At 40.0% G+C, this 15,364-nt stretch carries 14 protein-coding genes; 12 read left to right on the forward strand and 2 right to left on the reverse strand.

The genetic code is table 11. From position 1 onward, the window contains the following. The first annotated feature begins 283 nt into the window (after positions 1-283). The 8 genes from NQ556_RS05890 to NQ556_RS05925 all read left to right on the forward strand — a co-directional run bounded on the left by NQ556_RS05890 (position 284) and on the right by NQ556_RS05925 (position 8,100). Positions 284-1,312: a zinc-dependent alcohol dehydrogenase gene (locus tag NQ556_RS05890; protein WP_044998589.1), complete on the forward strand. Its 1,029-nt coding sequence runs from the start codon at positions 284-286 to the stop codon at positions 1,310-1,312. A gap of 9 nt (positions 1,313-1,321) precedes the next feature. Beyond that, positions 1,322-1,714, forward strand: coding sequence for a VOC family protein (locus NQ556_RS05895; protein WP_008369413.1), 393 nt, complete (start codon positions 1,322-1,324; stop codon positions 1,712-1,714). Positions 1,715-1,732: 18 nt separating this feature from the next. Then, positions 1,733-3,097, forward strand: a complete 1,365-nt coding sequence (locus NQ556_RS05900) for an MFS transporter (protein ID WP_173699064.1) — start codon at positions 1,733-1,735, stop codon at positions 3,095-3,097. Beyond that, entirely contained in the window at positions 3,081-4,061 is a 981-nt protein-coding gene (locus NQ556_RS05905) for a carbohydrate kinase family protein (RefSeq protein WP_173699062.1), read from the forward strand. Before NQ556_RS05900 ends, NQ556_RS05905 begins: the two co-directional genes overlap by 17 nt. A 263-nt stretch (positions 4,062-4,324) precedes the next feature. Next, positions 4,325-4,498, forward strand: coding sequence for a hypothetical protein (locus tag NQ556_RS05910; protein ID WP_008369404.1), 174 nt, complete (start codon positions 4,325-4,327; stop codon positions 4,496-4,498). A gap of 218 nt (positions 4,499-4,716) precedes the next feature. Then, the gene (locus NQ556_RS05915; protein ID WP_008369401.1) at positions 4,717-5,715 is read left to right on the forward strand and encodes an aldo/keto reductase; all 999 of its coding nucleotides are present in this window, start codon (positions 4,717-4,719) and stop codon (positions 5,713-5,715) included. An 84-nt stretch (positions 5,716-5,799) separates the two neighbouring features. Further along, positions 5,800-6,747, forward strand: coding sequence for a hypothetical protein (locus NQ556_RS05920; protein ID WP_008369399.1), 948 nt, complete (start codon positions 5,800-5,802; stop codon positions 6,745-6,747). A 30-nt stretch (positions 6,748-6,777) separates the two neighbouring features. Further along, a complete protein-coding gene (locus NQ556_RS05925) occupies positions 6,778-8,100 on the forward strand; it encodes an MATE family efflux transporter (RefSeq protein WP_022220088.1) in 1,323 nt (440 codons plus the stop codon). Positions 8,101-8,140: 40 nt separating this feature from the next. Here the strand turns inward: NQ556_RS05925 and NQ556_RS05930 are convergent, their stop codons facing one another. Then, entirely contained in the window at positions 8,141-9,031 is an 891-nt protein-coding gene (locus NQ556_RS05930; RefSeq protein ID WP_008369393.1) for an AraC family transcriptional regulator, read from the reverse strand. Positions 9,032-9,189: 158 nt separating this feature from the next. Between NQ556_RS05930 and NQ556_RS05935 the strand changes: the two genes are divergently transcribed. Next, positions 9,190-10,875, forward strand: a complete 1,686-nt coding sequence (locus NQ556_RS05935; protein WP_022220087.1) for an alpha-glucosidase — start codon at positions 9,190-9,192, stop codon at positions 10,873-10,875. Here the strand turns inward: NQ556_RS05935 and NQ556_RS05940 are convergent, their stop codons facing one another. Beyond that, the gene (locus tag NQ556_RS05940; RefSeq protein WP_008369388.1) at positions 10,876-11,037 is read right to left on the reverse strand and encodes a hypothetical protein; all 162 of its coding nucleotides are present in this window, start codon (positions 11,035-11,037) and stop codon (positions 10,876-10,878) included. Positions 11,038-11,305: 268 nt separating this feature from the next. Between NQ556_RS05940 and NQ556_RS05945 the strand changes: the two genes are divergently transcribed. The 3 genes from NQ556_RS05945 (at position 11,306) to NQ556_RS05955 (ending at position 15,317) form a co-directional block, all read left to right on the forward strand. After that, positions 11,306-12,295, forward strand: a complete 990-nt coding sequence (locus NQ556_RS05945; protein ID WP_008369383.1) for a hypothetical protein — start codon at positions 11,306-11,308, stop codon at positions 12,293-12,295. 132 nt (positions 12,296-12,427) lie between these two features. Continuing rightward, positions 12,428-13,603, forward strand: coding sequence for a 23S rRNA (uracil(1939)-C(5))-methyltransferase RlmD (rlmD, locus tag NQ556_RS05950; protein ID WP_022220085.1), 1,176 nt, complete (start codon positions 12,428-12,430; stop codon positions 13,601-13,603). Positions 13,604-14,009: 406 nt separating this feature from the next. Then, a complete protein-coding gene (locus NQ556_RS05955; RefSeq protein ID WP_008369376.1) occupies positions 14,010-15,317 on the forward strand; it encodes an ankyrin repeat domain-containing protein in 1,308 nt (435 codons plus the stop codon). Positions 15,318-15,364: the final 47 nt, after the last annotated feature.

Raw genomic sequence — 15,364 nt, forward strand, 5'->3', positions numbered from 1 at the left:
TCCGGATGTCCGCTTTATATGTGTGAAAAACGAGAAGTTGTGTAAAATTAAAAAAAGATATTATAGTAAAAAACGGAAAGAAAACAGTAACTACGGTTTCCTTTCCGTTTTTTCGCGTGTTAATTGTGAAAAATATACAAAAAATATATTTTGAAATTATGAAATATATAAAAATATGAAAAAACATATTGACAAATTGTGTTTACATGGTGATAATATAATTACTTTGATAAAACATTTTATAAAACATAAAACAAAACAACATAAAAAGGAGGAAACAATTATGTTACAGCAGGTAATGACAAATCCAGGAGAAATTATTTTCAGAGAGGTTCCGGTTCCGGAGGTAAAGGAAAATCAGGTGTTGGTAAAGATTATGAATATTGGTGTTTGTGGATCAGATATTCATGTTTATCATGGAAAACATCCGTTTACAAAATATCCGGTAACACAGGGACATGAGGTTTCCGGTGAGATTACAGAACTTGGAAAAAATGTCACAGAGTTTCATGTGGGACAGAAGGTGACGATAGAGCCTCAGGTATATTGTGGACATTGCTATCCATGTCGTCATGGAAAGTATAATCTCTGTGAGGAATTAAAAGTAATGGGATTTCAGACGACAGGAACAGCATCTGAGTATTTTGCAGTGGATGCATCTAAAGTAACACCGATTCCAGAAGATATGTCCTATGAAGAAGGAGCTATGATCGAACCTCTTGCCGTGGCAGTTCATGGTGTAAAACAGATGGGCGATGTGGCTGGCATGAATATTGCAGTCCTTGGCGCAGGACCGATCGGAAATCTCGTGGCACAGGCAGCAAAAGGAATGGGGGCAGCGAAAGTGATGATCACAGATATCAGTGATCTTAGACTGGCAAAGGCAAAAGAATGTGGAATTGATGTGTGTGTGAATACCAAAAATAAAGACTTCGGTGCGGCAATGCTCGAAGCATTTGGACCGGACAAGGCGGATGTGATCTACGACTGTGCCGGAAACAATATCACAATGGGACAGGCAATTAAATATGCAAGAAAAGGAAGCACGATTGTACTGGTGGCTGTTTTTGCAGGAATGGCAGAAGTAGATCTTGCAGTGGCAAATGACCACGAACTTGACATTAAGAGCACGATGATGTACCGCCATGATGATTACATAGATGGAATCAGACTGGTAAATGAGGGCAAAGTTCATTTGAAACCGCTCATCTCAAAGACATTTGCTTTTAAAGATTATCTGAAAGCATACCAGTATATTGATGATAACCGCGAGACAACGATGAAAGTAATTATCAACGTCAGTGAAAAGTAAGGAGTTCGTATGGAAAATAAATATGGAATTGTCGGAGTTGCCCATGTCGGGCTTCCGACAAACGATTTACAGAAAACAGTTGAGTTTTATAAGAGTCTTGGATTTGAAGTGATTATGCAGTCTTATAATGAAAAAGCAGGGGAAAAAGTGGCATTTTTACAGATAAAAAATTACTGTATAGAGACTTTTGAAAATGGGCAGGCGGCAATGTCAGACGGTGCATACCAACATGTTGCACTTGATGTGGAAGACATTGAAAGTATGTATCAGAAAATCTGCAATGAAAAATACACAATTATTACAGACGGAATCGAAGAACTACCATTTTGGGAAAATGGTGTGAAGTTTTTTATGATTAAGGGACCAAATGAGGAAAGGATAGAGTTCTGTCAGAAACTCTGATAAAAATAGGAGGAACATATGGGAAGCGAAAACAAAAATGGAAAAGTACCGCTGATCAGTAAGATTGCATATGGGTTTGGTGATGTTGGATGTAATTTCAGCTGGATGTTCGTCAGTAATTTTCTGATGATATTTTATACAGACGTGTTCGGAATCAGTATGGCGGCTGTGTCAGCACTTATGCTTTTTTCAAGATTCTGGGATGCAATCAATGATCCAATCGTCGGGGGACTTACGGATAAAACAAAATCGAGATGGGGACGGTACCGTCCATGGCTGTTAGTAGCGGCACCAATTACAGCGATTCTTCTTGTTATGACATTCTGGGCAAGACCCGACTGGCCGCAGAATGGAAAGATCATTTATATGGTAATTACATATTGTCTGCTGGTTTTGGGATATACCTGTGTGAATATTCCATATGGAACCTTGTGTGGTGCTATGACACAGGATATTGATGAACGTGCAAAAATAAATACATCCCGTTCGGTTGCAGCGATGATTGCAATTGGTGTGTTAAATATTATTACAGTTCCACTGCTCAGCAAATTCGGCAGTCATAGTGCAAAGACAGGATATCTGACGGTTGCGGTTATATATGGATGTATTTTTACAGCCTGTCATTTCTTCTGCTTTGCGAAGACGAAAGAGGCAGTGATTACTCCGGAAAAAGAAAAAATTTCTGTAAAGATACAGTTGAAAGCAGTCATGCAGAACAGACCATATCTTCTTGCATTGGCAGGACAGATATTATTTGGATTTACATTGTATGGTAGAAACGCAGATATTCTGTATTACTTTACATATGTGGAAGGGAATGCCTCCTACTACACAACTTATTCGATGTGCATCATTATTCCTTCTATCATCGGGGCAGCCTGTTTTCAACCATTATTCCGCAAGTTGAATAACAAAGAAAGAACAGCATCTCTCTTTGCTTTATTTACAGGAATTTCCATGTTGTCTATGTTTTTCTTCAATGCCAAAGAATCACCGGCTATTTTTTATGCATTATCTGGTCTCACACAGTTTTTTTTCTCTGGATTTAATACCGCAATCTATGCAATTATTCCAGACTGTGTGGAATATGGGGAGTGGAAAACCGGACTTAGAAATGATGGTTTTCAGTATGCATTTATTTCACTTGGAAATAAAATCGGAATGGCAGTTGGAACAGCACTTTTAGCAGGATTACTTGGAAAATATGGTTATATTGCAAATCAGACACAAAATGCAATTGTACTTTCAATTATGAAACATGCATTTACAACGATTCCAGGTGTACTGTGGATTGTGACTGCGGTTGTATTATTTTTCTACCGGTTAAATAAAAAACGTTATAACGAGATTGTGGAGGAACTGAAAAATGGAAGAAAAAGTTGATATCGTGGCATTGGGTGAATTGTTGATTGATTTTACGGAAGCAGGACACAGTCAGGATGGGAGAAAATTGTTCGAACAGAATCCCGGCGGTGCTCCGGCAAATCTTCTAACCGTTGCAAGCCACTTTGGGTATCGCACATCTTTTATTGGAAAAGTTGGAAACGATATGCATGGTAAATTTTTAAAGAAGACATTGCAAAAGGAAGGAATCAATACAGATGCTATTGTCGAAGACCCGGGTTATTTTACAACGTTGGCATTTGTGGAAATTGGTGAAAATGGAGAACGGAATTTTTCTTTTGCAAGAAAACCGGGTGCAGATACACAGTTAAAAAAAGAAGAACTGGATCAGACATTAATTTCAGGTTGTAGAATTTTTCATTTTGGATCATTATCGCTGACAGATGAACCGGCAGAAAGTACAACGATTGAAGCGGTAAAAATGGCAAAAGCAGCGGGTGCACTTATTTCCTATGATCCAAATTATCGCCCGTCTCTTTGGAAGAGCAAAGAGCATGCAGTGAAAAAAATGAGATCTGTCATAGAATTGGTAGATGTCATGAAGGTATCGGATGAAGAGAGTACTCTGTTGGCAGAAGCGAAAAGTTATGAGCAGGCTGCAGATCAACTCCTTGCCATGGGACCAAAGCTGGTTGCCATTACATTGGGAGAACAGGGCGTTCTTATGGCAACAAAAAGCAGAAAAGAAATCATCAAAGCATTTCAGATACATGCGGTCGACACGACTGGGGCAGGTGATTCATTTTGGGGAGGCGTATTATGCAGTCTCCTTTCTATGAATAAGAATGTTGAAAAAATGGAATGGGAAGAAATCAAAAAGTGTGCTGTTTTGGGAAATGCAGTTGCTGGATTGTGTGTGCAAAAGAGAGGTGGAATCCCTGCGATTCCGACGAAAGAGACAGTGTTTGAATTTATGCTCAAAAAGCTTATCAGATGTTTGTAGACAATCTGAAGAAAAGTGCAACAACAAGAGCGTGCATATTTGCAAGCTTTTTTGAAAACTGTCGTTTGGTAAAATTTATTCTATTTTTAAAAGGTTTGCGATAAAATATGTTCTGTGAATCATTCACAGTATTGTATTTTGAGGAGGCTTCATTCATGGTGAGTGAAGTCTCTTTTATTTTGCACTGTATAATGGAAAAAGTTTTGGTTGAACAGCAGTTGGAATAGTGAACGCATGCGTTCACATTTTATAACTAAGAAGTAATGGATTGGAAAGAAAATAATCAAGAACTTATTGTAGTATTATTAACCTTTGATACAGACGAAAAAGGTGGAGATGGTGGGTTCAATCCTAATGCTACATATACCAACTGGCAGTGGCATTTAGTGAAAACAAAAGATAAAAAGAATTGGGAAATAATCAGTTGGGGTTATTAATCGATTCCGGTTTGATGAATTCATGTGGCTTTTGAAATGGTAAAGTGATTTTATTTTACTTATTCCGGAGCGTGGTATATACTAATAGGTAAAGTAAGTAACGCACAGATGTGACAAAATTGTCTTTTTAAATATAGACAGCCTTGTGAGGGGAACGCTGTACGGTTAGGATACTGCATAAAAAGCAGGAAAGAATAACGAAAAACGGAGGAATTAAAATGAAATTTCAAAAGCTTGGCAATACGGACATCGATGTTTCTGTGGTTGCATTAGGTACTTGGGGGCTTGGCGGCGGAAGTGTCTGGACAGACGGAGATTCTACAGTTGAGGACGCGAAGCGCCTGCTTGATATTTGTCATGAACATGGCGTGAATTACATCGATACCGCACCGGTGTATGGCACAGGAGTAAGTGAGGAACTGCTTGGTAAGGCACTGAAGGGCAGAAGAAATGATTTTGTTTTGCAGACCAAATGCTCACTGAACTGGAGAAATGAGGGTGGTAATTTTCATTATGAACGAGACGGTTATACTGTTAACAATGACACCCGCGCATCAGCAGTGAAAAAGGACGTGGAAGACTCTCTGCGCAGAATGGGAACCGATTATCTGGATTCTGTTATCGTACATTATGTCTGCGGCAGCTTTCCGGTGGAGGAAACGGTTGGAGCTTTGGAAAATCTGGTTCGTGAAGGAAAGATCCGCACCTATGGACTTTCTAACAGTCAGCCGGCAGATCTGTCTGCATATCAGTCAGCCGGCGGAAACGTATCTGTTGTACAGGAATTTTTCAGTATTCTCTCTCCTTTCCATGGCAGAGAATATTTTGATCTGTGTAAAAAGTATAACACGGTATTTCAGACCTATGGTGTGCTGGAGGAAGGATTTTTAACTTCTCCTGCCTTTATGGACCGTGAATTTGCAAAAACCGATATCCGATCCAGAATACCTTGGACAGATCCGGAGAAAAAAGAAGGACTTCGCAAGGCTTTTGAAATCTGGAAACCGCTTTGTGAGGAATATCATTGCAGTTTTGCAACGCTGGTAGAAGCTTGGGCACTATCTCAGTATGACCGAATGAGTCTTCTGGTTGGAATGCGAAAAGCTTCCAGTGTGGAAGATACTGTAAAGTGTCTGGATATTAAGTTGCGTGCCGAGGACATCAAATGTATGGAGGAAGCAGTAAAGACAATTCAGGTTGCGGTTTTGGACAAATAGAAAACTGAAAAGGTGGAAAGGATCGGGAGCGTGTATCCGATCCTTTCTTTATCCGAGAATAGATAGCATGAAAGGAAAATAAGTATGAAAGAACCTATGATGGCAGACAGCCATGAAATCACAGTTAGAAACTATAAGCAACCGATGCGAAATCGTCTGATCATGATGCTGATTTGCATTGGGATTGCTCTTACATCATTTTTTGTTGTTTCCAAATGGGCAACTTCTGTCGAATCGTACCATTGGGTTATCAAAACGCTGAATGGATTGCAGAAAAAAGCACTTGGACTTTCCGGAACAGCAACCGCTCTTGCAACAGGTGCTGCAGCAATACCGGGAGAAGCCGCAACTCCGATCGCGAATAAGCTGGCAGATGTCGCAGGCTATATGGTGATCGTTTATGCAGTGATCATTGTTGAAAAATATTTACTGACTATCACCGGGTATATTGCATTTAAAATCTTATTTCCTATTGGATGCGTGCTTCTGGCAACAGGCAACTTTTTGAAAAACGGATGGAAAGAATTTATCTACAGAATCGGAATCAAGAGTATCATTCTGGGTGTTCTTTTGTGGGGACTGGTTCCTACCAGTGCATGGGTGACGAATATGGTAAATGAAACCTATGCAAAGTCCTATGAAGCTGATTTTACACTGGAAGATACGGAAGAATTATTAGATGAGGGAGATACCTCTGCAAACGCAGACAAGAAGGATGAAGCACAAGAAACGAAAGATAAAAAGTTTTCTTTCAGTGGATTTCTTAATAATGCGAAGGATAAGGTTGATGATGCGATTGATGCGGTAGGTGAAGTCGCTACAGAAAAACTCTCTGCTTTTGAGGATGGATTAAACAGAATTATAGAGGGCGTGGCAGTGCTGCTTGTGACAACCTGTGCCATTCCGGTTCTGGTCATGTTATCATTTACCTGGATTCTGAAGGGAATAATGGGTTTAAAAATTCCATCTATTACTCTTCAGTCAGTGCCAAGGGTTTCTGAAAGAAAAAGAAAGAAAACGGAAGAGAATTAATTTTAAATTTTACCGAAGGAGAGGAATGAGATGACAAAAGATCTGACAACCGGGAAAATCATGCCGATTCTTGTGAATTTCACTGTGCCGCTTGTTTTGGGAAATCTGTTTCAGCTGACTTATAATGCGATGGACAGCATCATCGTAGGGCATTTTGTGGGGAAAGAAGCGCTGGCGGCAGTTGGTATCTGTAATCCGATCAGTACGCTTATGATACTGTTTTTAAATGGATTATGTATGGGGGCAAGTATCCTCATGGGAATTCAGTATGGGGCAAAGGATTATAAGACTTTGCACAGGCAGATCAGTACAACCATGTTGTCGGGAGTAGTTTTTTCATTTTTTCTGACTTTACTTTGCGTGGTATTTGCTGTACCGATCCTGCATCTGCTGCAGGTAGATGCATCGATTATGGAGATGACGCGGCAGTATTTACGGATTATTTTTCTGGGACTAATGTTCACCTTTTTGTATAACTTTTTTTCCAGTACCTTAAGAGCTTTGGGAGACAGTGCATCGCCTTTGTATTTCTTAATTATCAGTGCAGTCCTGAATATATTCGGAGATCTGTTTTTTGTCATTGTACTAAAGGCAGGAAGCAATGGATGCGCCATTTCAACAGTGCTTAGTGAGGCACTGTGCTGCCTGTTCTGTATTATTTATATACAGAAAAAAGTACCGATTCTTCGTCTGGGTAAGAAATGGCTGGTATTCGATTCACGTTTGCTGAAGAAAACAATTGCTTACGGATGGGCATCCGCCATGCAGCAGGCCACCGTGCAAATGGGAAAAATTGCGATCCAGGCGCTGGTTAATACGATGGGAGTTTCCGTGGCTGCAGCTTTTGCGGTGGTCAATCGGATTGATGACTTTGCAATTACACCGGAACAGAATATTGCCCATGCCATGACGGCACTTATGGCGCAGAATAAGGGAGCCGGAAAAAATGACCGCATGCGGGAGGGATTTCGTTGTGGGATGATTCTGGAAATTGTTTATGGAGCAGCTGTTATGGTGATCTGCCAGGTATTTGCCGGAGAACTAATGGCACTTTTCGTAAAAGATGAGGAAGTAATAGGACATGGTGTCATTTATCTGCATCTGATTGCTGTGATGTATATTCTTCCGGCCGTTACGAATGCAATTCAAGGATTCTTCCGTGGAATCGGAGACCTGAAGGTGACACTGATGAGTAGTTTTACCAATATGGCAGTCCGAGTCATTGCAGCAGCACCTATGATTTTGTTGTGGAACTTTGGAATTGAAGCGTTGCCATATTCCTATCTGGCAGGCTGGGGTGCCATGCTTTTGGTAGAAACGCCTTTGATGATTCGGATTTATCGTAAAAAATAACAGGATTTAAAGAAAATATAAAATCGCTCAGGGAATGAGCTTATACAGAATCCAGTTCTAATCTTTTTATAAAAGCCAGCGGTGTCATATGGTATTTTGCTTTGAATGCTCTGTAAAAATAAGAAAGATTATGAAAGCCAACAGATAAAGACACCTCTAATATGGAGGTGTTACCGTGTTCAAATAACTCTACCGCTTTTTCCAGTCTGATATTGTTAATATACTGAATGCAGGTCATATTCATGTGTTTTTTGAAAAAGCGCATAAAATGATACTCGCTGAAATAACATAGCTTTGCAAGTTCAGAAACCGACAGAGCTTCTGCATAATGCAGATCAATATGATCAAGTACAATTTTTAATTTGTCGGAAGAGTCTGATTCCGTGGAGAATCTTGTGCTACTGTACTGGAGCAGAAGAAAAAGTGTCTGCAGCAGATAAGATTTTATGGCGAGTTCATATCCAAACATCCGGGTATCGTAAAGGGAGGCAAGCTGTGCAAAAGACTTGCAAAGAGAATCATATGCAGGATGATCCGCGGTAATGAGACAGGGTAAAGATAATTCGTGGTTTACCATGGGCGTAAGGTAGCGGGTAGAACAGATATCTGCAGTATTTCCTCCCAAAAGATTCATATGGAATACATAGGTTTCCGAACAGAAGTCCTGACTGCTTTTCAGGATAATGGAATGCAGCAGCAGGGGGGGAATAAACAGGATATCCCCGGTACTTGCCTCATATTCAACTAAATCGATCTGGTAGACACAGGAACCTTTTGTTATAAGGGTAAGCTCTGCTTCCTCGTGCCAGTGCATTGTTATGACAGGTGCTTCTTTTGTCAGCTTTGTAATATACTTCTGGATTGGAAAATAAACTTCTCCATGTTTGATATTTTCTTTTTGCTCCGGTATAAGTGAATGTGGCGTTTTCATTTTTTGTCCTCTCTATAATAGCAGTATTGTGTTATATAATGAAAAAATAATGCAAGATTTGTCAAAAATAAGATCTTATAATAGCAGTATAATACAGCTAAAGCAATAACGCAATGGCGAACAAATACTATGATTATATATGAAAGAGGTTGATAAAAATGGGAAAAAAGTGGTGGCATGACAAAGTAGCGTATCAGATTTACCCAAAGAGTTTTCTGGATACAAATGGAGACGGAATCGGAGATCTGAGAGGAATTATTTCTAAACTGGATTATCTGAAAAAATTAGGAATCGATATTATTTGGTTATCACCTATTTATAAATCACCATTTGTAGACCAGGGATATGATATTGCGGATTACTATGCAATTGCAGAAGAATTCGGAACAATGGAAGAATTTGATGAACTGCTGGCAGAAGCAAAAAAACGAGACATGCATATTATTATGGATTTGGTTATTAATCATTGCTCCGATAAACATGAGTGGTTTCAGAAAGCACTTGCTGATCCAGATGGAGCGTTTGCGGATTATTTTTATTTCCGCAAGGGAAAAAACGGCAATCCACCGAGCAATTACCGTTCCTATTTTGGAGGAAGCTGTTGGGAAAAGGTACCGGGAACGGACAAATATTATTTTCACATGTTTGCAAAGGAACAGCCGGATCTGAATTGGGAAAATCCGAAGTTACGGCAGGAACTGTACAAAATGATCAACTGGTGGCTGGAAAAAGGTCTCTCCGGTTTTCGAATCGATGCGATCATAAACATTAAGAAGGATCTGAATTTTCCTGATTTTGCACCGGATGGGAAAGATGGTCTGGCAAGCTGCTGGAAGATGGTTGAAAGTGTAGACGGAGTAGGAGAGCTGTTGGAAGATCTGAAAAAATCAACTTTTGAAAAGTATGATGCCTTTACAGTCGGAGAAGTATTTAACATGAAACCGGATGAATTACCGGAATTTATTGGAGAAACCGGTCATTTTTCAACGATATTTGATTTTAGCGCCCATACGCTCACTGACGGAGAACATGGATGGTATGATGCTCCGAAGCTGGAATTTGCGAAATGGAGAGCTGCGATCATTCAGGCACAATTAGAAACACAGAAGTATGGCTTTAAGGCGAATATCATTGAAAATCACGATGAGCCAAGAGGGGCATCCAGATTTTTGCCATCTTATGCTCAGACACCGGACGGAATCAAGATGCTTGGTACCATAAGCCTTCTCCTCAGAGGAATTCCTTTCATTTACCAGGGGCAGGAAATCGGTATGAAAAATGCCAAATGGAACAGCATGGAGGAATTTGATGATATCAGTACAAAAGACCAGTATCATACTGCCCGTGAAGCGGGATTATCGGATCAGGAAGCCTTGGAAGTATGCAGCCGTATGAGCCGTGACAATGCAAGAACACCAATGCAATGGACGAGCGGGGAAAATGGCGGTTTTACAAAAGGAACTCCATGGTTAAAGGTAAATCCTTTATTTAAAGACGTGAATGTGGAAGCTCAGGAACAGGATCCAGATTCAGTTTTGAATTATTATCGCAAACTGGTTGCACTGCGTAAATCGGATGAACTGAAAGAAGTATTTACCTATGGAGAATTTCTTCCGGAATATGAAAATGTGGACGGAGTCATGGCATTTTACCGTAAAGATGAATCCAAGTGCATTCTTGTGGCTGCTAATTTCGGAAAGGATGCTGCAACAATCAAACTGAAGAGCGAAATAGAAAAAGTATGGTTATCGAACCGTATAGATGGAACGGTAGATTGTGAAAAGGATTCATTGAATTTACGGAGCTGTGAAGTGGTTGTTCTGGAGCTGGAAAACCACAAGTAACTAACTATATAACTCCCGGACCTCTTTTTGAATCAGACGTCTTTTGCGAAGCACTCTTACCTCTGCTGCAGTATCCTTGATGGCAGCATGTTCTTCGTAAGCAGATCCGAAAGGAGCATTTGATGTCGGATATTTGATTTTTGATTTGATTGCCGCCATCATTATTTCCTTTGGATGCTACACTCCGGTAACACTATTCAGTAAAACAAAACCAAAAGTCAGATTACTGATGATTCTGAAGACATGTGCGTATATGTGGATCATTGCTATGGGGCTTCAGCTTTTATTTTAGAAATATGATAAATCAGGGATTGACCTTGCTGGATTATATGCAGCAGATCAATCCCTGCTTCTATTTAACAAAACGGTATCCAATCCAGCCAGATTCTGCTATACTGTATAAGAAAATCAAATAGAAAGGGTGGAACGTATGATCACATTAAATGACTATTTATATTCAGGTGATACGATTTTTCGGATTTTAAGAAATTATACAGTGGATCTGAAGAAAGAAGCAAAGAAGAATCACAATGAAATAGATCTCATCCATTCCAATTTCCTGATCCAGTTCAGGGAACTGCTTGAACACAATGATTTCCTTACTGCACAGTCGCAGAAAATCAGGGATTTTTATAAATACATGGTACAGGAATATCCTCTGCTTGCTTTTACTTTCAAAGGAAGGATCAAGTCCCTGATCCGCGCAGAGGAAAAATTCAACGGGTATATTGTAGAATATATTTATGATTATTATGAAAAACATCATACCTATCCGCCGGTGCCTGACCTAAGGGAAAAACTGAGCTGCTTTCGGGATATTATCGCATACCGTCTGGTAATTTCTCTTCCAAAATGCCATATCAAGGATGACAAACTGCGAGAAGAAGAGGAAATCAAGTATTTATACAGGATCGCGAATGTTCTTCCGGGATTTCTGGAGGAAAGAGGATTTACGGCAGAACCTGCAAAAGGGGTGCTTGAAAGTACATCTCCTTTTATGGATGAGGCGGTGAAACCTTATTATCGGGATTATATTTCCAATGGAAGCGGAGGCAGCTATCAATCACTCCACATCACGTTTTATGATAACTGTTCGAGAAGTTACATGGAAGTACAACTGCGGACAAAGAAGATGGATGATATAGCGGAGATTGGAGCGGCAAATCACCAGGCCTACGAGAAGGAACAGGAAAGAGTCAGGGCAAGAAGAGAAGCTATTCCGGAAGGAGAATGCATTTATTTTGATGAGGCATACGAAAGAGGAATGCGGCTTCTGGGGTTGGAACTGAAGGATCTGGAAGTCAATATGTTTGCTGCGGCAAATAATAGTCTCATCAATGACGGATGTGGATTATACAGGGGGAGACTGATCCTGCCGTATGAACATTTATCAAGATTCCAGACGGATCTGAACGATTAAAAGGGTTATAAGAATGAATACATCAGATACAAAAAAAGCATATTACCATCTCCAGGTCAGAGAAGAGTTGTATCTGGATAATATGCCGGATCTCTTTTGAGAAAAGAATGAAAAAAGAAGAGAGGGTAAAAAATGGAAGAAAAGAAAAAACAGACAGAACCGGAAGCCTGTAAAGTGGCAAAAAAATGCGGAGGATGCCAGTATCAGGGAGTGCCATATAAGGAGCAGCTGAAAAAGAAGCAGAAAATGGTGAACGCTCTGTTGTCAAAATACGGAAAAGTAGAACCGATCATCGGAATGGAGAATCCGTATTATTACAGAAATAAAGTACACGCCGTATTCGACAGGGACCGAAAGGGAAATATCGTATCCGGAACCTATGAAGCGAAGACACACCGGGTCGTTCCTGTTGAAAACTGTCTGATCGAAGACAAAAAGAGTCAGGAGATCATCCGGACGATCCGGGGACTTTTGAAATCTTTTAAGATCAAAACCTATGATGAAGATACAGGATATGGCCTGTTCCGTCATGTGCTGATCAGAAGAGGGTTTAAAAGCGGAGAGATTATGGTGGTTCTGGTGCTTGGATCACCAATCCTTCCATCGTCTAATAATTTCGTAAAAGCACTCAGAAAAGAGCATCCGGAGATTACAACGGTTGTCCTTAATATCAACGACAGAAAGACCAGTATGATCCTTGGGGAGAGAGAAAAAGTGTTATATGGGAAAGGATTTATCCGGGATGAACTCTGCGGGTGTACTTTCCGGATTTCACCAAAGTCCTTCTATCAGGTAAATCCGGTGCAGACGGAGATCCTTTATCAGAAAGCGATTGAATTTGCACATCTGACAGGGAAAGAAAGCGTGATCGATGCCTATTGCGGAATCGGAACGATCGGTCTGATCGCATCGGGACATGCAAAAGAAGTAGTCGGTGTAGAACTTAATAAGGATGCCGTGAAGGATGCAATATTAAATGCAAAAGAGAATCAGATCCGGAATGTGAGATTTTTCCAGGGAGATGCCGGGGAGTTTATGGAGGCGATGGCGGCAGAGGGAAATAGTATGGATGTGCTGTTTATGGATCCGCCGAGAGCCGGAAGTGATGAAAAATTTATGGCATCTGCAGTGAAGATGGGACCGGAGAAGATCGTGTACATTTCCTGCAATCCGGAGACACTGGCAAGAGATCTGAAGTATCTGACAAAAAAAGGATATCAGGTAAAAAAGATACAGCCGGTGGAAATGTTTGCGTTTACGGAACACGTTGAAACAGTTTGTCTCCTTTCAAAGAAATGCCCAGTTTAAGCGGGTTTGAAGGCACTATTTTAATAAACATATCCACAAAATAGTGCGGAAAAATATGTGCGTGTGATGAAAAATTGAAAATGATTTAACACCAGAAAACCTTTTGGCGTACTTGTTCCAGTGGTACGCTAGAAGGTTATTTTTGTTAGGCCAAGGGTCTGGTTTCATTGTGGAGTTTTTCGTTGATCCGAAAAACGGAACTTTGAAAAAAACCACATTTGTGTTGTTGCAAGTAGCTTCATTTAGTTGCATATATTAAGTAAATGAAGTGATGAGTTGCGCCTTTTGAATATTTGTTGCAAAAACACACCTTTTCGTTGTGAAAAATGCAACGATGTATATAATGAGAGTATGAGATAAAGCCAATAATCAAATTACATACATACCTGTGAAAGGGGCGTTACTTATGGCAAATGATAATCAGATAGCTTTCCTTTGTTCGAGATTGAAGGAGCTTCGTGAAAAGAATGGCTGTACCATGGATGACATGGCAAAGAAGATTGATGTATTAGAGGGCTTGAAACCAGGAACTGGTATGAACAAGTCGTCTATTTCACGTGTTGAAGGTGGAAAAACTGCAGAAAAAACTCTATTGGAAATGGCAAGAAAATATTGTAAGGTTTTTGGAATGTCAGAATCACAGACCGAACAATTTTTAAGAGGGGAGAAGGTTGCAGTTCCAGATACTTCAGCGTTACTTAAGAATTCACAGTTAATTGATGAACTGAACAAGGAATATAGCAAGGTAGTTATTCCAAAGGTAGTTGTTGATGAATTAGATAATATAAAGAATAAGAATTCAGGTTCTCTTGGGAGAAAGGCTTGGGAAGTTATTCGTGGTATTAGCTATGGTTCTCGTACAATTCTTATGGAATATAATGGCGATGCTGATGAAGATAACGAAGATTGCAAAATAATATATATTGCACAGGAGGCTTCTGATACATATCACTGCAAAATAGATATCATAACAGAGGACACCGATTATTCAGCATATCTTAAAGGGCATGAATCCGTTTCAGCATTACATCTTAGAGAATATATGGCTACTAAGCAGGATCTTATCAATATGACTAAATTGGCTAGAATTGACGCTTATTACGCAGATTCATATGAGGAATGCGAAGAACCGACAGCAGACGAAGTTAATGCATATCTTCAGGATGGAAATACCCTTATTATTTCTGCTGTAAGAAATAATAGGGCCACAATTGAGCAAAGAAAAGAAAAAATCAAATGGCTCATTCAGCTTGGTGCAGATGTGAATAAGCGTGATTGCAGTCGTAGATATTTCCCTGCTCTATCGCATGCAGTGCAGATGAAGGATTATGAGATGTTTATGTTTTTGCTTTTAGAATGTAAGGCAAATCCTAATGTTGGAAGTAGAAATCCTTTTGATGCCGGAAAAGTACGCCAGAAGAATGAGGGCAATATGCCATTAATGATTGCTGCCTGGGAGGGAAAGAAGGATTTTGTAATTGCTTTATGTGAGGATGAAAGAACCAGTATTAACCAGCAGGACGCTAATGGATTTACTGCGCTCATGAAGGCCTGCATGAATGGTCACTTTGAAAATAATAAGGAAAAGCATACTTGGGATATTCGAAAGATACTCATTGATGCAGGAGCTGATCAGAAGATCGTTGACATTGATGGTAAAACAGCTGCTGATTGGGTTAGTGAGTATCATGAATCTGGTCCTACAAGAAAGTAGTTTAATAGAGGTAACAATACGAATAGTCAGAAGAGGGGGAATAGAAG

It is taken from the genome of Coprococcus comes ATCC 27758 (genome assembly GCF_025149785.1).
In the GTDB taxonomy this organism is placed as follows: Bacteria; Bacillota; Clostridia; order Lachnospirales; family Lachnospiraceae; genus Allocoprococcus; species Allocoprococcus comes.